This is a genomic window from Methylophaga marina (genome assembly GCF_030296755.1).
In the GTDB taxonomy this organism is placed as follows: Bacteria; Pseudomonadota; Gammaproteobacteria; order Nitrosococcales; family Methylophagaceae; genus Methylophaga; species Methylophaga marina.
Genome location: NZ_AP027741.1, coordinates 363,087 through 383,088, shown reverse-complemented (window position 1 = coordinate 383,088; position 20,002 = coordinate 363,087). Strand labels below are relative to the sequence as shown.

The window sequence follows — 20,002 nt, the reverse complement described above, 5'->3', positions numbered from 1 at the left end:
ATGAGCCAATCATCTTTTCCACGAGCAAGAAAACGCTTTGGACAAAACTTTCTACACGATGAAAGTATTATTAATTCAATATTAGAAGCAATCAGCCCTGAAGAAGGGCAACATCTGGTTGAAATCGGACCTGGACGTGGTGCGTTGACAGAGCCACTACTACAACGTTGCTCGAAACTAGATGTGATTGAGCTTGATCGGGACTTGGTGCCGCTATTGAGACGTCAGTTTAGTGACTATAAGCAATTACAGATTCACGAGGCGGATGCGTTGAGATATGACTACTCTCAATTAATCACTGAGCAAAAACCACTTAGAATCATTGGCAATTTACCTTACAACATCACCACACCTTTATTGTTTCATTTACTCAGCTTTGCAGACGCTATTAGTGATATGTGTTTTATGCTGCAGAAAGAGGTTGTTGAGCGCATCTGTGCGCAGCCTGGGACAAAGCAGTATGGTCGATTGAGCATCATGATTCAGTATCAATGTCATACAGACATGTTATTTGTGGTGCCACCAGAGGCGTTTGATCCAGTACCCAAAGTGGAATCTGCCATTATTTATCTGCAACCACGCAAACAACCTCTTGGTGGGGATGTCGATATACGTGTGTTAAGTCAGATTGTGACTCAAGCCTTCAGTCAACGCCGAAAAACCATAGCTAACACATTGAAAAAGTTGATTTCTCCAGAAATTTTTCTTGCTGCTGACATCGATCCAACACAACGCCCTGAAACCATTTCTGTCGATGCTTTTGTCAGATTGACACGCTGTTATCTGGCCGCATCAGCTGAATCTCAATAATCATGCCAGATTAGCCAAATCTAATTCAGCTGGATAAAGTATGAGTGTGATAGAGATAACATCTTGCTAACAACTGAAATTAACTGTCTTGACACGCTGATTTTGCTGTAGTTAGATACTCAGAACCAATGGGACTCAGAAGCATAACTTAACGTCGCTATTGGGACTTGGACGACATAAATAAATAATGATATGAGGAATTAAGCTGTGAATAAATCTGAACTCATCGATGCAGTTGCTGCAGCTGCTGACATTTCAAAAGCAAAAGCGGCCCAAGCTGTTGATGGCATGACATCTGCCGTAACTAAAGCACTAAGCAGTGGCGATCAAGTCACATTAGTTGGCTTTGGTACATTCTCTGTTCGTGAGCGTGCAGCACGTACTGGCCGTAACCCACGCACAGGTGAAGAAATCAAAATTGCCGCTGCAAAAATTCCTGCATTTAAAGCTGGCAAAGCATTAAAAGATGCTGTAAACTAGTTTTTTTCTTGGGGTGCTTAGCTCAGCTGGGAGAGCATCGCCCTTACAAGGCGAGGGTCGGGGGTTCGATCCCCTCAGCACCCACCAAGAATATACGGAGCGGTAGTTCAGTTGGTTAGAATACCGGCCTGTCACGCCGGGGGTCGCGGGTTCGAGTCCCGTCCGCTCCGCCAAAAAAGAGGAAAGGCGCATCATATGCGCCTTTTTTTTGCCTATTGTATTAGAATAGCCGTTTTTAACAACATTTCGGGAAGGTTCTCTTCATATGTTGCATTTCATACGTAATCACGCCCAGGGATGGATTGCCTGGTTCATCGTTGGTTTAATCAGTATTCCATTCGCTCTGTGGGGCATCAATTCATATTTATCTGGTGCTTCGGCAGTGGTTGTGGCCGAAGTTAATGGTTCTCCCATCACTCAAACAGAATTACAGTCGTCACTTCAGCAATACCGTGACCGCATGAGAAGTATGATGGGCGATCAGTTCGATCCGGCTATGTTCGACAGTGCTACTGTAAAAAAAGATGTTTTAGATGGTCTTATTGAACAACGATTATTGCGTGACGCGAATATCACCTTAAAACAGCATATTAGTGATGCTGCTGTCTCTCAGTTCATTCGTTCTACCCCAGCCTTTCAACGTGATGGGCAATTTGACTCAGACTATTATGGGATGGTTCTGGCAAGAGTCGGTTACACACCCACTCAATACGAAGCCCAATTGAGAGCTGATCTACTATCACAAGAATTGACAACAAATATTCAAAGCTCATCAATTGCCAGTGTGAAATTACTGAATGAAGCATTGAGATTAGAAAGACAGCAACGTGAGATTGCTTACGGTATTGTGCCCATCCAACAATTTGTTGAAGAAGTGAATGTGGATGATGCAGAAATTCGACAATATTATGACGATAATCTAGCCGCATACACAGCGCCTGAACAAGTCAAACTCAACTATATTGAATTATCTGTTGATGAGTTAGCAAAAGATATTCAAATCAATGAAGATGATTTGAAAAAATTCTATGCAGATAATCAAAATCAGTTTGTTGGCCCTGAGCAACGCCGTGCAAGTCATATCTTAGTTGAAGGTGATGACGAGAGCGCATTAGAAAAAATTAAAGCTATCCAAACCCGTATCAATGAGGGGGAAGACTTTGCTGAATTAGCTAAAGATGCCTCGCAAGATACCGGATCGGCCAGTAATGGTGGCGATCTTGGATTCTTTGGCAGAGATGTTATGGACCCGGCGTTTGAAGAAGCGGCATTTGCATTAGAAAACGTTGGCGATGTCAGTGAGCCCATTAAGACTGAGTTTGGTTATCATTTAATTAAACTTACTGGGATTCAAAAACCTGAAGGTAAAAGCTTTGCTCAGGCGCGGGACGAGGTTGAAAATTTATATCGCCGTCAGCAAGCTGAATCTGTTTTTTATGATGAAGCAGAACAGTTAGCCAATCTAAGTTTCGAAAATCCGGATAGCCTTGATGTGACAGCAGAAGCTCTGGGTCTTGAAATTAAAACTACGCCAAGTTTTACCCGTACAGGCACTGAAGAGGGTATTACCAGTAATAAGAAGGTAATTGATGCGGCATTCAGTGAAGATGTATTGAAAAATGATCTGAATAGTGCAGTGATTGAATTGTCAGATAATGATTTGCTGGTCATTCATAAGAACAAGCATATTCCGGAGACGGTTTTACCTTTTGAGTCTGTGTCTCCTGCTATCAAACAGCAGTTGATTTTTGATAAAGCCAGAAAACTAGCCCAGGATGAGGGTGAGTCAATCTTGGAAAAAGTGAAATCTGGTGAAGCTCCAGACTCTTTACTGACAAATTGGCAAGCGCCTGAGTTTTATGGACGCGATGCTGAACAAGTGAGTGGTCAGATTCTTCAGAGAGCATTTACCATGGCTAAACCATTATCATCAGCTAACTATGAAGGATTTTCTGCTGATAATGGTAATTATGTGGTTATTAAATTAACTTCAGTCAGAAACGGTAATATTGATGATGTGAATGAAGAGCAGAGAAAAGCACTTCAACAACAGCTTACAGGTATTTATGCGGCCGCTGAAGTTGAAGCTTTCATCGCTCAATTACGTCATGATGCTGAAATAGATATTCATCAAGATGCATTAAAATAAACAATCTTCATGAGCAGAAAAAAGGCGCGCCATGCGCCTTTTTTTATGTCAGTCGATCAACAATTGCACTGCCTACGCTATCGCTCCATACATTGATTGATGTCCTGAATCTGTCGAGAAACCAATCTACTGAAAGCAGCAATGCAATACCATCTAGTGGTAAGCCCACAGCGCTTAAAACAATCACCATCGTCACTAGACCTGCCTCTGGAATGCCAGCGGCACCAATAGCAGCTAAGGTAGCCGTAATAAAAACAATAGCTTGTTGGGTCAAGCTAAGGTCAATGCCATAAGCCTGGGCAATAAACATAACAGCCGCCGCTTCATAAAGTGCAGTACCGTCCATATTAATTGTTGCCCCTAGTGGCAGAACAAACTTACTGGTTTTATGGCTAATACCATTCTCTCTGACGCATTCCATCGACAATGGTAGGGTTGCAGAAGAACTCGCTGTACCAAATGCCGTTACCAAGGCTCGGCCCATTCCAAGCAGATAGCTTATGCCACGGCGTGTCATTAATAGCAGAATGATAAATAACAATATGCCGTGTGCAAGAAGTCCCGTCAGTACAGTCACTACATGCCAGCCAACCGCTTTCATTTCACTTAAAAAATGTTCACCACCTCCAGCATTACCCAGCCTAGCAGCAATTAAAGCAAATATGCCTAGTGGAGCGAGATGCATTACCCAGATAACGAGTTTCATCATGGCTTCATTGATGCCATCAAACAGCTGAAAGACCGGTCTGCCTGTTTCACCTAACGTACTTAAGGCCATTGAAAACAAAATGGCAAAGACAATCAAAGGAAGGAGTTGTGTTTCTGCTGCTGAAGCAATCAGATTAGGTGAGACCAAGGATAAGATGATATCACTGGCACCGGTGTCCTGTTTCTCCAGAATATATTCAGGCACCTCTGACTGACTCCATTGCATACCTGCACCTGGTTGAATCCAATTCACAACGACCAGACCGATAAAAACGGCGACAGCGGTTGATAAGCTGTAATAAAGTAAGGTCAGTCCACCCAGCCTGCCTAGCTTTTTCAGATTCCCTAATGACCCGATACCACTGACAATGGATGCAATAACCAATGGAATGATGGTCATTTTCAATGCATTGAGAAACAGTGTTCCAAGCCAACTTATCTGTGTGGCTGTGTCAGGTTTATACCACCCTAAGAAAACACCACTCACTGCGCCAAGGACAATGAAGGCCAATAAAATCATGGCATGTTTATGAGACATATGGCCTCCAAATAGGGATCAAAAAAAGGGCATTAATGAATGCCCTTATGAGTTCTAGCAATACAATGGAATTACTTATCACCAATACCGACAATATTGTAGCCAGCGTCAACATAGGTAATTTCCCCCGTCACACCTGAAGCTAAATCAGAGCAGAGAAAAGCAGCTACATTACCGACTTCTTCAATCGTTACATTTCTTCTAAGTGGTGAGTTTCTCTCACCGTAGGCGAGCATTTTTCCAAAATCACCAATACCAGCAGCAGCCAGTGTTTTGATTGGGCCAGCGGACACTGCATTGACACGGATACCTTGTTCACCCATTGAGTATGCCATGTAACGAACAGTGGCTTCTAAAGCCGCTTTAGCTACGCCCATGACATTGTAGTTATCAATGGCTTTTTCTGCACCCAGATAGCTTAATGTTAATAATGAGCCATTGCGACCTGCCATCATGTCTTTGCCTGCTTTAGCTAATGCAGCAAAACTATAGGCACTAATATCGTTCGCCATAGCGAAACCTTCACGTGTAACGCTATCAACGAACCCACCCTGTAGCTGCTCACGTGGGGCAAAGGCAACAGAATGAACAATCGTATCTAGGCCATCCCAATGCTCAGATAACGACTTGAATACACCATTAATTTCATCATCACTGCTCACATCACAAGGAAAGACCAGTGCAGGATCGGCGCCACACTCTTCAGCGATTTTTTCAACGCGTGATTTTAATTTCTCATTTTGATAAGTGAAAGCCAATTCAGCACCTTCTCGTGCCATAGCATGAGCAATACCAGATGCAATAGAGCGGGGGCTGGCTACGCCCACGATTAACGCACGTTTGCCTTGCAGAAAACCCATGTGTCTCTCCTAAACTACATATAAAGCGGGATAACTTACCTGATTTTGGGGATGACGGAAAGGGCAAGCATGCAGTAATCTTCTACTGGTATGATGCAGACACTATCTAATGTTCCGCAATGAGGTTGTATGAGATTGATATATTGCTTGCTCGCTATCGTGCTGTTTTTCACAACAGCCTGTGATAAGGGGGCGATAAATTCACCTTATCCTGAAGCGTCCAGCGATGAAGAGATCCTATACGCTGCTTTTTCTCTACGACCCAAACACTTGGATCCTGCCAGATCCTACAGCGCAAACGAGGTCATCATTACTGGCCAGGTTTACGAACCGCCATATCAATACCACTACCTGAAAAGACCTTATCAACTAGAGCCCCTGGCAGCTGAATCAATGCCTGATGTAGTCTACCTGGACAAGGATAATCATCCTGTTAAGGAGACTGATGATGATATTGCATACTCAATTTATACGATTCCCATCAAACAGAATATTTATTACCAGCCACACCCTGCATTTGCCAGAGATGAAAACGGTGTCTGGCTGTACCATAACTTAACCGATGAAGAACTCTCTGATATAGAAGATTTAGCAGATTTTGAGCAAACAGATACCCGTAAACTGGTGGCAGATGATTTTGTATATCAGATAAAGAGATTGGCTCATCCCGAAATTCACTCACCGATACTTGGTGTGATGTCAGAGCATATTGTTGGACTAAAAGACTATGCTCAGAAGTTAAGAGATCTTCGTAAAAAAGGCGACGTAGTCGATCTTCGTCAGCATGACATCAGTGGCGTCAACATCGTTGATAACTACCATTATCAAATCAAGGTCTATGGCAAATATCCACAACTCGATTATTGGTTAGCCATGCCTTTTTTTGCCCCAATCCCTTGGGAAGCAGAACAGTTTTACTCACAACCAGGCTTGATAAATAAGAACATAACCCTTGATTGGTACCCAGTCGGAACGGGTCCTTTTTATATGACTGAAAATGATCCAAACCGACGCATGGTACTGACTAAAAACCCTCATTTTCATGGCGAGCGTTATCCAACAGAAGGGGAGGAAACGGATCGGCAAAATGGTCTGCTGAACGATGCAGGAAAATCGCTGCCTTTAACAGACAAAATTGTGTTTACCCTTGAAAAAGAAAGTACCTCTTATTGGGGGAAATTTATGCAAGGCTATTACGATGTAAGTGGCATTAGTTCAGACAGTTTCGAGCAAGCCGTGAATGTGTCAGCATCAGGTGAGTTTGGTTTAAGTGATGTCATGAAAGAGAAAGGAATAAAGCTTGAAACAGCCATTGCGGCGACAAGTTTCTATACTGGATTTAATATGCTGGACCCCGTTGTCGGTGGCTACACAGAGCGAGCAAGGAAACTTCGGCAAGCTATTTCAATCGCTATTGATCAAGAGGAATATATTTCTATCTTTGCGAATGGGCGAGGCATCCCCGCCCAAGGGCCCATTCCTCCCGGTATTTTTGGTTACAGTGAGGGAAAATCAGGTATTAACACACACATATACAAATGGGAGAAGGGACAAGCTGTTCGTAAATCGCTTGACGCTGCTAAGCAACTTTTAGCAGAAGCGGGTTACCCCAATGGCAGGAACGAGAAAACTGGCGAGCCGCTCGTTATTTACCTGGATACCACGGCGAGTGGGCCTGATAGTAAAGCCGATTTAGATTGGATACGTAAGCAATTCAAAAAACTCAAAATACAACTCGTCATCAGAAGCAGTGACTACAATCGTTTTCAAGATAAAATTCGTCGTGGACGAACCCAGTTATTCCAATGGGGCTGGAACGCAGATTATCCTGATCCGGAGAATTTCTTATTTTTACTTTATGGACCCAATGGCCGAGCAGAATTTGGTGGTGAAAATACCGCCAATTATCACAACAAAGAGTTTGATATGCTTTTTGAGCAGATGCGAACGATGTCGAACAGTCCCGAGCGCCGATCTATCATAAACCGTATGGTTGAGATTGCTAGAAAAGACGCGCCATGGATCTGGGGCTTTCATCCAAAACAGTTTTCGCTTTATCATCAATGGAATCATAATGTTAAGCCTAACTTAATGGCGAATAACACATTGAAATATCGCCGTATTGATGCGTCATTACGTGAAAAACTTCAGTCTGAGTGGAATCAGCCGATACTCTGGCCATTAGGCGTCGTACTTATTGTCATTATGCTGATGGTTCTGCCTGCGTTTTTAATTTACAGAGCTAAGAAGCATAAAAAGCATCGTTTTCCTTCGTCATAGAGGAGATTTTTACTATGCGATTAGGTAGAATGCACTGCCAGTGCTACGGCATTTCATTGATGAGTTTCTAGTCTTAGGGAGTAATTGAGTGGATTTAGCTACACTGCTAGGTTTTATTGCGGCTTGGAGTCTGATTATTGCAACGATTGCTCTTGGTGCAGCAGCCGGTGTATTCATCAACATGCCTTCATTAGCGATTGTCATAGGCGGCACCTTTGCGGTGGTATTGATGCGCTTCACTCTAGGACAATTTCTTGGCTCGTTTAAGACAGCAATGAAAGCGTTCTTATACAAATCAGAGTCACCTCAAGAAATCATTCAATCTGTTGTTGAACTAGCCACCATTGCAAGAAAAGAGGGCTTACTTGCTCTGGAAAGACAGGAGGTGGCTAATCCCGTTTTGGCAAAAGGTATACGCATGCTGGTTGATGGACATGAACCAGCGGTAGTCAAAAAGCACTGGTTACGGAAATGAATGAAACCGTTAACCGTCACTCTATAGGCCAGCAAATCTTCAAAACGATGGGGGATGCTGGTCCAGCTATGGGAATGATTGGTACATTAGTCGGTTTGGTACAAATGTTGTCAAATATGTCCGATCCGAAATCCATTGGCCCTGCCATGGCTGTGGCATTATTAACCACACTCTATGGTGCAATGTTAGCCAATATGTTCGCTCTGCCTGTGTCTGATAAGCTCGCTTTACGTAGCAGTGAAGAGTTGATGAATAAGAGTATTATCATTGAGAGTGTAATGGGGATTCAGGAAGGTCAAAACCCGAAAGTATTAGGTGAGCTGTTACAAAACTTCTTACCAGCGTCTAAGCGTGATACTGACGAACCAGCTGCCTAGTTGGTCTCGGTTACATAGAAATGAGTGAAGATAGCCCAAGACCTAAAAAGCAAGACGAAGGCTTACCCGCCTACATGGGCACATTCGCAGACTTAATGTCATTGCTGATGTGCTTTTTTGTTTTGTTATTATCCTTTGCTGAAATGGATGCCTTGAAATACAAGATGGTGGTGAAATCTCTTGATAATGCTTTTGGCGTTCAGCGAGAAGTCATCGCTGATGCTGTGCCCGTTGGTACCAGTATTATTGCTCAAGAGTATAGTCCAGGTGAGCCTAAACCGACGCCGCTTAAGGTAGTGAGACAAGAAACCATCGATGATACCCGTGAAAAAATCAAGGTAACAATGGATGAAGAAGAGGTCGCTCGACAACAGGCCCAGGAAATAGCGGAAGAAACCCAGAAATTTCGTGAAGCATTAGATGAAGAAATTAAAGAAGGTCTAATTGAAGTAGAAAGTCAGTTCAGTCGTATTGTGATCCGAATTCGAGAAAATGGTTCGTTTCCATCTGGTGACGCGAGATTGAACCCTGGCTTTAAACCTATTCTTAGAAAAATACACGACGTTTTAGTGAGTACGGGAGGTCAAATTGCTGTCGCTGGCCACACAGATGATGTACCGATTAATACGCCAAGATATCGATCAAATTGGGAACTATCTACCTCAAGAGCCACCTCTGTAGTACATGAATTGTTAGAACCTGGGGATATGAAACCAGAACGTTTTGTTTTAGAAGGGTATGCGGATACCAAACCATTGGTGCCTAATAATTCACCTGAGAACCGTGCGATTAACAGACGTGTTGAGATTATTGTGCTGAAATCGCCGGTTGAAGAAAGTTTAACCCGATCAATTGACGAACTGATCAACGAGCATGATGCTGTTGATGGTTCAGTGTCTACTATTATCGAACGATGAGGAAGAAGAATGAGAAAAATGCATATTTGGGTGTCGACACTCAGTATACTCCTGGCAAGCTCGGTAGCTTCTGCAACACAATGGCAGATAAACAACAACGAGTCTCAAGTGAATTTTATTTCAACAAAAAAGGTGAACATTGCTGAGGTTCATCAGTTTGACAAAATTGCTGGTAACTTAGCTGAAACAGGTGAGTTTTCTCTTGCCATTGATTTGGCATCGGTAAATACAGGCATAGAAATTCGCGACAGTCGCATGAAGGAGTTTCTTTTCAATGTCGCTGACTTTCCTAAAGCGACGATTACAGCTCAGCTGTCACCAGAACAAATAGCACAGATTACCGTTGGGCAGACAAAACCATTATCTATTGATGGTTTTTTTGAACTGCATGGGCAAAAACAAGAAATGACATTTGATGTGCTTGTGACCAAAGTAACCGAAAATGAGTTGCTAGTGGTCTCTTCTCATCCTGTTATTTTGAGTGTTGATGATTATAAGTTGGCACAGGGTGTAGAAAAATTACGTGAGCTGGCTGGATTACCAAACATAAGCCATGCTGTGCCGGTAAGTTTTTATTTAACGTTAAACGCGACGAACTAAGAGGTATTCCTCGCAATGCAAAAATTTTCAGTTGAGACTGGCATCGTTATTCCATTGGATCGCCCCAATGTCGATACCGATGCCATTATCCCCAAACAGTTTTTGAAGTCTATCAAGCGCACTGGCTTTGGTCCGAACTTGTTTGATGAGTGGCGTTATCTTGACCATGGTGAACCAGGACAAGATAACAGTGGACGGCCTTTAAACCCTGATTTTGAGCTTAACCAACCACGCTATAAAAACGGGACTATCCTGCTAGCGCGTGAGAACTTTGGTTGTGGTTCAAGTCGTGAACATGCTGTCTGGGCACTGGATGATTTTGGCATTCGCGTTATTATTGCCCCCAGTTTTGCAGATATCTTTTTCAGCAACACTAGTAAAAATGGTATTTTGGCTATCACTCTGGAAGAGTCGCTAATTGACAAACTGTTTGAGCAAGTAGAGGCGATGCATGGCTACCAACTGAAAGTCGATTTACCAGAACAAAAAATCACGTTACCTGATGGTGAGTCGATTGACTTTGAGGTTGATGCATTCAAAAAGCACTGTCTAATCGAAGGGCTTGATGATATTGGTCTCACCTTACAGCATCAAGATGATATCAAGGCTTATGAAGAAAAGCGCAAGCAAGAAGCGCCCTGGTTATTCTCGTAAGATAAATCTCTAATTCAGTAAATTATTTAAAGATATAAAAAATGACAAAAAAGATTGTAGTTTTGCCTGGTGATGGTATTGGTCCTGAAATCGTAGCTGAAGCAGTCAAAATTTTAGAAGCATTTCGTCAAGAGGGGCTAGATGTCTCTTTGGAATATGGCCTCATTGGTGGAGCAGCATATGATGAAACTGGTACACCGTTACCTGATGAAACGCTGCAGATGTCAAAGCAGGCCGATGCAATTTTATTAGGTGCTGTCGGGGGCTACAAATGGGAGTCACTTGATATCAGTGTAAGACCAGAAAAAGGCTTATTAGGTATCCGCTCCGAATTGAATTTATTTGCCAATTTACGTCCGGCAATTTTATATCCGCAGTTGGCAGAAGCTTCTACACTAAAAGCTGATGTGGTGGCTGGTCTGGATTTGATGATTGTGCGTGAATTGACGGGTGGCATTTATTTCGGTCAACCACGTGGTATCAGAACGTTGGAGAATGGCGAAAAGCAGGGTTTCAATACACTTGTCTATCGTGAGACTGAGATTAACCGAATCGGCAAGGTCGCTTTTGATATTGCGAGCAAAAGACAAGGTCGAGTTTGTTCTGTAGATAAAGCAAATGTGCTGGAAAGCACAGAATTGTGGCGTGAAACTATGACAACATTGTCTGAATCTTATCCAGACATTGAGTTGAGTCATATGTATGTAGACAACGCAGCCATGCAATTAGTACGAGCACCCAAACAGTTTGATGTGATGGTGACGACTAATATGTTTGGTGACATTTTGTCTGATTGTGCATCAATGTTGACTGGCTCGATTGGCATGCTGCCTTCCGCCTCGCTTGATGAAAACAGCAAGGGTATGTATGAACCGATTCATGGTTCTGCCCCCGATATTGCTGGACAGAATATTGCCAACCCACTGGCGACAATTTTGTCAGCTGCTATGATGTTACGTTACACACTCGATGAAGCTGCAATGGCTGATCGAATTGAAAAAGCTGTGAGTAAAGTACTGGATGATGGACTTCGTACTGCGGATATCTATTCTGCAGGGATGACAAAAGTGTCCACCTCTGAAATGGGTGATGCGGTACTAGCAGCGTTATAAATTAAAACAAAAGGTGTATTGTGAATAAAAAAGTAGATGTTGCAGTAGTAGGTGCTACAGGGGCTGTAGGAGAAGCCATGTTAGAAATTTTGCACCAACGTCAGTTTCCAGTAGGTAAAGTATATGCACTGGCAAGCGAACGAAGTGCAGGTTCTACAGTAAGCTTTGGTAACAAATCCATTATTGTCGAAGATCTGGCTGAGTTTGATTTTTCTAAAGTACAAGTTGGCTTGTTCTCTCCAGGTGCGAGTGTCTCTGCTGAGTATGCCCCTAAAGCCGCTGCGGCTGGCTGTGTAGTCATCGATAACACATCACAGTTTCGTTACGATGATGATATTCCGCTTGTCGTGCCAGAAGTAAACCCGGAAGCCGTTGCTGATTACAAAAATCGTGGCATCATTGCCAATCCGAACTGTTCAACCATCCAAATGATGGTCGCATTAAAGCCTATCTATGATGCCGTCGGTATTACACGCATTAATGTCTGTACATATCAAGCCGTTTCTGGCTCTGGCAAACCAGCGATGGATGAACTGGCGAAACAGACTGCAGATTTATTGAATGGTCGCCCTGTTAAGGCAGAGGTTTATCCTAAACAGATCGCTTTTAATGTTCTGCCTCAGATTGATGTATTCATGGACAATGGCTACACCAAAGAAGAAATGAAAATGGTCTGGGAAACACGCAAAATTATGGGCGATGAGTCTATCCAGGTTAACCCAACCGCTGTTCGTGTTCCTGTTTTCTTCGGCCACTCAGAAGCCATTCATATTGAAACGCGTGACAAGATCACTGCTGAACAATGTAAAGCACTTTATGAAAAAGCAAACGGTATTGTCCTGCTTGATGAACGTAAAGATGGTGGTTATCCAACAGCAGTGACAGAGTCTTCAGGTCAGGATCCTGTATTTGTCGGACGTATTCGTGAAGACATTTCCCATGATAAAGGACTGGATTTATGGGTTGTTGCTGATAACGTACGTAAAGGTGCGGCACTTAACAGTGTTCAAATTGCAGAAGTGTTAGTAGAAAAGTACCTTTAAAATAAGCTAGATAAGGAAGTTAAGGGGATGAAAATGAAGAAACAGCTTTTTGCCAGTATCGCTGTCGCATCAACGATAGGCTTTTTCACCCCTTAACGAGTTATGCGTTTGGTTTGGGCGAAATTAAAGTCATGTCAGCACTTAATGAGCCCTTCAAAGCAACGATTGATATCAACTCACTCTCTACAGAAGAAAAAGAGAGTTTTGAAATCAGAATCGCCTCAAATGACGAGTTTGAAAAAGCAGGATTAGACCGAAGTTATATCCTGAGCCAGTTAAAGTTTGATGTTGTTGAGCAATCAGGAAAGCCTCGCGTTTTAATCACTTCGCAACTACCTGTAAAAGAACCTTTCTTGGACTTTTTGCTAACAGCCTCTGCTGGAGGTGGAAAACTCATCAGAGAGTACACGGTACTTCTTGATCCACCTGAAGTGTTGATGTCATCTCAACGCACTACTCAACAAGCTGCATCTACACCTTCTGTGAATAAGGCTGACACATCTACAGAAGTGAATAATGTTAATACTGTTTGGGCTAATGGTGGTACATATGGTCCTGTTGCCAAAGCCGATACCTTATGGAATATCGCTCTAAACACTCGTCCTGATGAGTCTGTCTCCGTTCAACAGATGATGTTGGCGCTGGTGAATGCTAATCCAGAAGCGTTTGTTGATAACAATATAAATGGACTTAAAGCAGGTTATACGCTGTCTATTCCTGACAAATCTGCGATATTAGCCAAATCACAGGCACAGGCATATCAAGCCTTCAAAGCACAGAATGAAGCATGGCGCCAGCGAAATACTGTTACGAACAAACCCGCGCCAACACCAGCGGTGATTCAACCATCCACTGATGAATCTGAGCCAGCGGCTGAGGATACAATAGACGCCAACACTATCGATAACACGAATGCAGATAATAGTGAAAGTAGTGAACAAATCGAAGACGATGCTGCTGAACAAGCGCGTCTGAAGCTCGTTGCACCTGAACAAAGTAAAACGACGGAAGATGATGCGTCACCGAACCTGGCTGGCAACGAAAAAATTAATGCATTGACTGAACAGTTGACGCTTGCTCAGGAAACGATAGAGGCACAAGCGCAGGAAAACATAGACTTCAAAGCGCGTATGGATGCCATGGAAGAGCAGTTGGAGACCATGCGTAGACTCATTTCTCTTAAAGATGCTGATCTCGCTAGATTACAGGATATGCTGGAAGAGAATGAACAGAACAACGCTGCCGGGGACAATACCGAAGCTGAGCCTGATTTAGAGCCGTTAGCTGCTCCTGATGACACTGCTGCTGACGCTAATACTGATACAAAGAACAATGAAACAGCCGATGCTCCGCTTAGTACAGAACAAGCTCAAGCTGAATTGAGTGAAGAATCCAGTGAGGAGCTGGTACCCGCTAATTTAGTCGATAATATCAAACGGTTTTTAGCTGAGTATAAATTGCAGGTTGGTGGCGCATTACTTGTTTTCCTTCTCTTGTTGCTATTACTGGCTAGAAGAAAAAACAAGGAAGACGAATCGTTTACAGAAGAGACCATACCTGTTGGGGGAATGCCCGTTACTGATGATACACAAACATCGCTCTCTGATTACGCTAATGAGGCGTCAGTTGAAGAGCCAGTGACGGAGCATGAGCCTAAAGATGAAACGCTAAATCAGGAATCCTTACCACAGAAAAGTGTGATGGAGCTCGTTGAACAAGCTGATATGTTTGTTGGTTATGCGGATTATGCTCAAGCAAAAATTGCGCTCGATCAAGCAAAAGCCAGAGAGCCTGATAATACTTTAGTGGCATACAAATTATTGTTTGTGTTGTACAAACAAAAACAAGTTGACGACTTTATTGCTCTTGCTGAAAACACAGACTTTGATGAAGAAAGTATTGAATGGGATGAAATAAAACAATGGGGAGCACAACTGGCCCCAGAGCATCCTTTATTTCAGGCTGAAGAGACAGCGGATACGGAATTTGTCTCAGACGAGTCAACAGAACCAGAAAAGACTATTGATGATGTTGCAACAGATGAGCAACTAGATTTTAAACGTCAAGACGAAGTGGATAATGTGTCTATCGATGTGGATCTATCAGAAGAAGACAGTGATGACACACCATTAGAGTTTTCAACGGTCAATATGGCTTCTGATATAGATGAGCAAAACGACATCAACGCTGAAGACACTCAGCTTGAAGACACGTTGACTGAAGAAATTGATAATGAGTCAGAAGATCATATTGAGGATGATTTGCTCTCGTTTGATACTGGTACAACATTTGGTACACATCAAGAAGAAGATGATAATAATGAAGAAGAGAACATAGTCGAGCATGATTCGCTTCTTCCGTTTGAGCCTGGTGCATCATCTTCATTGGATCCAGAGCGTGTTGATATCGCACCATTTGACAGTGATCTTAATGATGAGGCTGATATCGAATTTGATATTGGCGATATTGATGAAATTGATGAGGCAGAAACCAAATTGGATCTGGCTTCAGCTTACATCGATATGGACGATCCTGAAGGCGCGACCAGTATTCTCAAGGAAGTCATTGCCGAAGGAAATGACGAACAGAAAGTGCGTGCCCAGACTATTCTCGACTCATTATCAGACTAAAAGAGAGAGGAATTAGTGAGAATAGCACTCGGCATAGAGTATGCCGGCACGTATTTTTGTGGTTGGCAAATTCAGTCCCATTCCAGAACCGTACAAGGTGAACTGCAAAAGGCGGTTTCTGTTGTAGCTAACCATCCGGTTGAAGTGTATGCCGCTGGACGCACCGACACAGGTGTCCATGGCCTAAATCAAGTGGTGCACTTTGATACAGACTCAATCAGAGAAAAGCGAGGCTGGCTTTTAGGTATCAATGCAAACTTACCTAAAGATGTGAATGTCACTTGGGTAGAGTTTGTAGATGATGATTTCCATGCCAGATTTTCCGCTATCAAACGAAGCTACCGGTATCTGATCTTAAACCGTCTGAGCCGGTCATCAATTCATCAGCATAGAATGTGGTGGCACTATCCGCCATTAGATATTGAAAGGATGCAGGCCGCTGCGGATCAATTAGTTGGACAACATGATTTCTCAGCATTTAGAGCGAGTGAGTGCCAGGCAAAAAGCCCAATCAAGACCTTAGATAAAATTAGCATCAGTCAGCAACAAGACTGTATTGCGATTGATGTCGAAGCACTATCATTTCTACATCACATGGTAAGAAACCTTGTTGGTGTCATGACAGCTATTGGCGATGGTAGTAAACCTGTTGAATGGGCTGGTGAGGTCTTGCGCAGTACCGATAGAAGTCAAGGTGGCATAACTGCGCCAGCAGAGGGGTTATATCTGGTGGATGTTCGTTATCCAGAGCAATATTCAATCCCGGCAGTGTCAGCTTTTCCGGTGCTCTGGTAAAGTAACAGCTCTATTTAAGAGTAACCATAGAAACAGATGAGAACCCGAGTAAAAATATGCGGCATAACTCGTCAGCAAGATGCTGATTTTGCAGCGGAATCTGGAGCTGATGCGATTGGCTTAGTATTTTATCCTCCAAGCCCAAGAGCCATATCTTTTGCGCAGGCAAACACGATTACAGCTAATTTGGCGCCATTTGTTTCAAAAGTGGCACTCTTTGTTGACCCTGATAAAGACCTGGTTTCACGCTGTCTTGACGAGTTATCGGTTGATATACTTCAGTTCCATGGTGATGAAAGCCCTGATTTTTGTCACCAATTTGAGATGCCATATCTCAAAGCGGTAAGAATGCGAGATGGTGTAAATCTTCAAGAAGTAGCTGACGACTATTCAACAGCTTCGGCGTTACTTCTTGATACCTATCAACCAGGCTTACCTGGTGGAACAGGCAAAACATTTGACTGGTCTCAGATCAGTCGTATTGATAAACCCATTATTTTAGCGGGTGGTCTACATGCATCTAATGTGTTGCAGGCTATCCATCAAGTGCAGCCCTATGCAGTCGACGTCAGTGGTGGCGTTGAAAGTGATAAGGGGATAAAAAGTCATGAAAAGATCAGCACTTTTATGAGAGAGGTGGCAAATGCTTAAAGAGCATATTCACGATTATTACAAAACATTCCCTGATGAGCGTGGACATTTCGGACCTTATGGAGGTCGGTTTGTTGGTGAGACGCTTATGGGTGCGATATATGAGCTTCAACAAGCTTATGAGCAATATCGTAACGATCCCAATTTTCTGGCAGAAATGGACAAAGACCTGAGCACCTTTGTAGGGCGTCCATCACCTCTCTATCTCGCCGAGAATTGGACACAGAAGTTAGGCGGCGCTCAAATTTATTTGAAACGTGAAGATCTCAATCATACTGGCGCGCACAAAGTTAACAATACTATCGGTCAGGCCTTATTAGCCAAGCGTATGGGTAAGAACCGCATCATCGCTGAAACAGGCGCTGGTCAACACGGTGTGGCGACAGCAACGGTCGCTGCCAGAATGGGCTTGGAATGTATTGTTTACATGGGCGTAGAAGATGTTGAACGTCAGGCTCAGAATGTATACAGAATGAAACTGCTCGGTGCACAAGTGGTGCCGGTGGAATCAGGCTCACGCACATTAAAAGATGCGCTTAATGAAGCGCTACGTGATTGGGTAACCAATGTTGATGATACGTTTTACATCATAGGTACTGTTGCCGGTCCCCATCCTTATCCTGCTATGGTAAGAGATTTTCAATCTATTATTGGACGTGAAGCCAAGCAGCAAATGCTGGATATCAATGGCAAACTACCAGATGCATTGGTTGCTTGTATTGGTGGCGGTTCTAATGCGATTGGTCTGTTTCATCCATTCATCGAAGATGAGTCTGTTGAAATGCATGGTGTGGAAGGCGCTGGACATGGGATTGAAACAGGTCAGCATTCAGCACCACTTTCTGCGGGAAGACCAGGTGTTTTACATGGAAACCGTACTTATCTGATGCAAGATGACAATGGTGAAATCGTAGAAACGCATTCAATTTCAGCTGGACTGGACTATCCAGGTGTGGGCCCTGAGCATGCTTGGTTGAAAGATATTGGTCGAGCAAATTATGTGTCGGTAACTGATGAAGAGGCGTTAACTGCTTTCCATGAGCTTACACGCACCGAAGGTATTATTCCTGCACTTGAGTCAAGCCATGCGTTGGCCTATGTGAAAAAATTGGCACCGACCATGTCTCCAGAGCAAACAATAGTAGTTAACCTGTCAGGGCGTGGTGACAAAGATATGCATACCGTTGCCGCCATGGCTGGATTAAAATTCTAAGGAAGTCATAATGAGTCGTATAAGTCAGTGCTTTGAGAAACTGAAGACAGATGGTCAAACAGCACTTATTCCCTATATTACTGCCGGCGATCCTGAACCTTGGGTAACCGTGCCATTGCTCCATGCGCTGGTCGATGCAGGTGCCGATATTATTGAACTTGGTATCCCTTTTTCTGACCCGATGAGTGATGGTCCTGTCATCCAAAAAGCATGTGAAAGAGCGCTTAAGAACGATGTCAGCATCAAATCTGTGCTGACAATGGTGAAAAAGTTTCGTGAGAAAAACACAGAAACACCCATCGTCTTAATGGGCTATGCGAATCCTATTGAAGCTGTGGGATATGCAGAGTTTGCTAAACTTGCTCAAGAAGCAGGTGTTGATGGGGTATTAACTGTTGACGTACCTCCCGAAGAATCAGTTGAGTTTCGTGAGATCATGGATCAGCATGATATTGATACCATCTACTTGGTGGCACCAACGACATCGGCAGAACGTATGTCAATGATTGCTTCTTTTGCGCGTGGATTCATTTATTATGTTTCCATTAAAGGGGTGACCGGCTCGGCTTCGCTAGACGTGACAGAAGTCAATGATAAACTCAGTATGCTGCGTGAAAGAACGGATTTACCGCTAGGTGTTGGTTTTGGTATCCGTGATGGTAAGTCTGCAGCAGCAGTTGCCGAGATTGCCGATGCGGTGGTAGTAGGTAGTACTCTGGTTAAGTGCATCGAAGAACATGCACAACGACTTGAAGAGCTGCCAGTTGCAGTTGCAGGTCTGTTAGCTGAAATGCGCCATGCCATCAATGCGCGTGATTTAGCAAAAGCATAAAAATAACGAAGGTGACAAAATGAGTTGGTTTGAAAGATTACTCCCATCCAAAATTCGTACAACTGTGCGAAGTCGTTCAGTGCCAGAAGGTGTCTGGTGTAAATGTCCAAGCTGTGACAATGTACTTTACCGTGCAGAACTTGAACGTAATTTGATGGTATGTCCTAAGTGTGATCATCACCAGCGCATTAATGCCAGAACACGGCTGGAAAGCTTTCTGGATGAAGAAGACCGTAAAGAAATCGCCGCTGAAGTTAAACCTGTCGACACACTGAAGTTCAAAGACAGTAAACGCTATAAAGATCGTCTTACCCAAGCACAACGAACAACAGGCGAAAACGATGCTTTGTTGGCAATGCAAGGTAGAGTCAATGGTTTACCATTAGTTGCAGTCAGTTTTGATTTTAACTTTATGGCTGGATCGATGGGATCTGTCGTAGGTGAAAAATTTGTTCGAGCAGCCAAAGTCGCGCTGAAAAATAATATTCCGTTGGTCTGTTTTTCTGCGAGTGGTGGTGCGCGCATGCAAGAAGGCTTATTGTCTTTAATGCAAATGGCTAAAACCAGTGCGATCCTGACTCAGTTAAGTAATGCAGGCATTCCATTTGTATCAGTCATGACTGATCCGACAATGGGTGGTGTATCTGCGAGTTTAGCGATGCTCGGTGATATCAATGTGGCTGAACCTAATGCGCTTATTGGTTTTGCTGGTCCACGTGTTATTGAGCAAACCGTCCGTGAAACACTCCCGGAAGGCTTTCAAAGAGCAGAGTTTCTGTTGGAACATGGTGCGATTGATATGATTATTGATCGTCGTCAAATGCGAGATAGATTATCCAATATCCTCAGCATGCTTCAGCATCGTGCAGCATAGAACT

The 20,002-nt window shown here is 43.4% G+C and carries 17 protein-coding genes, 2 tRNA genes and 1 pseudogene; 18 read left to right on the top strand and 2 right to left on the bottom strand.

The window, feature by feature from the left end:
- From rsmA to QUE24_RS01865, 5 genes are all read left to right on the top strand, one after another.
- Positions 1 to 810, top strand: coding sequence for a 16S rRNA (adenine(1518)-N(6)/adenine(1519)-N(6))-dimethyltransferase RsmA (gene rsmA, locus QUE24_RS01885; protein ID WP_286304987.1), 810 nt, complete (start codon positions 1 to 3; stop codon positions 808 to 810).
- A gap of 207 nt (positions 811 to 1,017) precedes the next feature.
- Complete coding sequence (locus tag QUE24_RS01880; protein WP_091711754.1) at positions 1,018 to 1,290, top strand: HU family DNA-binding protein; 273 nt, start codon at positions 1,018 to 1,020, stop codon at positions 1,288 to 1,290.
- 11 nt (positions 1,291 to 1,301) lie between these two features.
- Positions 1,302 to 1,377 (top strand) — tRNA-Val (locus QUE24_RS01875).
- A gap of 9 nt (positions 1,378 to 1,386) precedes the next feature.
- A tRNA-Asp gene (locus QUE24_RS01870) sits at positions 1,387 to 1,463 on the top strand.
- A 92-nt stretch (positions 1,464 to 1,555) separates the two neighbouring features.
- Positions 1,556 to 3,439, top strand: a complete 1,884-nt coding sequence (locus QUE24_RS01865) for a SurA N-terminal domain-containing protein (RefSeq protein WP_286304986.1) — start codon at positions 1,556 to 1,558, stop codon at positions 3,437 to 3,439.
- A 43-nt stretch (positions 3,440 to 3,482) separates the two neighbouring features.
- On the opposite strand, the gene QUE24_RS01860 is transcribed toward QUE24_RS01865, so the two are convergent.
- Both QUE24_RS01860 and QUE24_RS01855 read right to left on the bottom strand, forming a co-directional pair.
- Positions 3,483 to 4,685 (bottom strand): dicarboxylate/amino acid:cation symporter, encoded by a 1,203-nt coding sequence (locus tag QUE24_RS01860; RefSeq protein WP_284722423.1) that lies wholly within the window; start codon positions 4,683 to 4,685, stop codon positions 3,483 to 3,485.
- Positions 4,686 to 4,756: 71 nt separating this feature from the next.
- A complete protein-coding gene (locus QUE24_RS01855; protein ID WP_284722424.1) occupies positions 4,757 to 5,545 on the bottom strand; it encodes an enoyl-ACP reductase FabI in 789 nt (262 codons plus the stop codon).
- A gap of 129 nt (positions 5,546 to 5,674) precedes the next feature.
- Here QUE24_RS01855 and QUE24_RS01850 point away from each other — a divergent pair, with 129 nt between their 5' ends.
- The 13 genes and pseudogenes from QUE24_RS01850 (at position 5,675) to accD (ending at position 19,998) form a co-directional block, all read left to right on the top strand.
- On the top strand, positions 5,675 to 7,825 hold the full coding sequence (locus QUE24_RS01850) for an ABC transporter substrate-binding protein (RefSeq protein WP_284722425.1): 2,151 nt from the start codon (positions 5,675 to 5,677) through the stop codon (positions 7,823 to 7,825).
- An 88-nt stretch (positions 7,826 to 7,913) separates the two neighbouring features.
- Positions 7,914 to 8,677, top strand: a pseudogene (gene pomA / locus QUE24_RS01845) (flagellar motor protein PomA).
- A 20-nt stretch (positions 8,678 to 8,697) separates the two neighbouring features.
- Positions 8,698 to 9,594, top strand: coding sequence for a flagellar motor protein MotB (locus QUE24_RS01840; protein ID WP_286304985.1), 897 nt, complete (start codon positions 8,698 to 8,700; stop codon positions 9,592 to 9,594).
- A 9-nt stretch (positions 9,595 to 9,603) separates the two neighbouring features.
- The gene (locus QUE24_RS01835; RefSeq protein WP_286304984.1) at positions 9,604 to 10,194 is read left to right on the top strand and encodes a YceI family protein; all 591 of its coding nucleotides are present in this window, start codon (positions 9,604 to 9,606) and stop codon (positions 10,192 to 10,194) included.
- A 15-nt stretch (positions 10,195 to 10,209) separates the two neighbouring features.
- Positions 10,210 to 10,848 carry a 3-isopropylmalate dehydratase small subunit gene (leuD, locus tag QUE24_RS01830; RefSeq protein ID WP_286304983.1) on the top strand — a complete coding sequence of 213 codons (639 nt, stop codon included), beginning with the start codon at positions 10,210 to 10,212 and terminating at the stop codon, positions 10,846 to 10,848.
- Positions 10,849 to 10,889: 41 nt separating this feature from the next.
- Positions 10,890 to 11,960, top strand: a complete 1,071-nt coding sequence (leuB, locus tag QUE24_RS01825; RefSeq protein ID WP_286304982.1) for a 3-isopropylmalate dehydrogenase — start codon at positions 10,890 to 10,892, stop codon at positions 11,958 to 11,960.
- 20 nt (positions 11,961 to 11,980) lie between these two features.
- The gene (locus tag QUE24_RS01820) at positions 11,981 to 13,003 is read left to right on the top strand and encodes an aspartate-semialdehyde dehydrogenase (protein ID WP_286304981.1); all 1,023 of its coding nucleotides are present in this window, start codon (positions 11,981 to 11,983) and stop codon (positions 13,001 to 13,003) included.
- A 113-nt stretch (positions 13,004 to 13,116) separates the two neighbouring features.
- Positions 13,117 to 15,633 (top strand): motility hub landmark protein FimV, encoded by a 2,517-nt coding sequence (locus tag QUE24_RS01815; RefSeq protein ID WP_491562454.1) that lies wholly within the window; start codon positions 13,117 to 13,119, stop codon positions 15,631 to 15,633.
- A gap of 15 nt (positions 15,634 to 15,648) precedes the next feature.
- Positions 15,649 to 16,428: a tRNA pseudouridine(38-40) synthase TruA gene (truA, locus tag QUE24_RS01810; RefSeq protein ID WP_284722433.1), complete on the top strand. Its 780-nt coding sequence runs from the start codon at positions 15,649 to 15,651 to the stop codon at positions 16,426 to 16,428.
- A 36-nt stretch (positions 16,429 to 16,464) separates the two neighbouring features.
- Positions 16,465 to 17,079, top strand: coding sequence for a phosphoribosylanthranilate isomerase (locus QUE24_RS01805; RefSeq protein WP_284722434.1), 615 nt, complete (start codon positions 16,465 to 16,467; stop codon positions 17,077 to 17,079).
- Positions 17,072 to 18,292 carry a tryptophan synthase subunit beta gene (gene trpB / locus QUE24_RS01800; protein WP_286304979.1) on the top strand — a complete coding sequence of 407 codons (1,221 nt, stop codon included), beginning with the start codon at positions 17,072 to 17,074 and terminating at the stop codon, positions 18,290 to 18,292. Before QUE24_RS01805 ends, trpB begins: the two co-directional genes overlap by 8 nt.
- 10 nt (positions 18,293 to 18,302) lie before the next feature.
- A complete protein-coding gene (gene trpA / locus QUE24_RS01795) occupies positions 18,303 to 19,124 on the top strand; it encodes a tryptophan synthase subunit alpha (protein WP_284722436.1) in 822 nt (273 codons plus the stop codon).
- A gap of 19 nt (positions 19,125 to 19,143) precedes the next feature.
- A complete protein-coding gene (gene accD / locus QUE24_RS01790) occupies positions 19,144 to 19,998 on the top strand; it encodes an acetyl-CoA carboxylase, carboxyltransferase subunit beta (RefSeq protein ID WP_284722437.1) in 855 nt (284 codons plus the stop codon).
- The last annotated feature ends 4 nt before the right edge of the window (positions 19,999 to 20,002 follow it).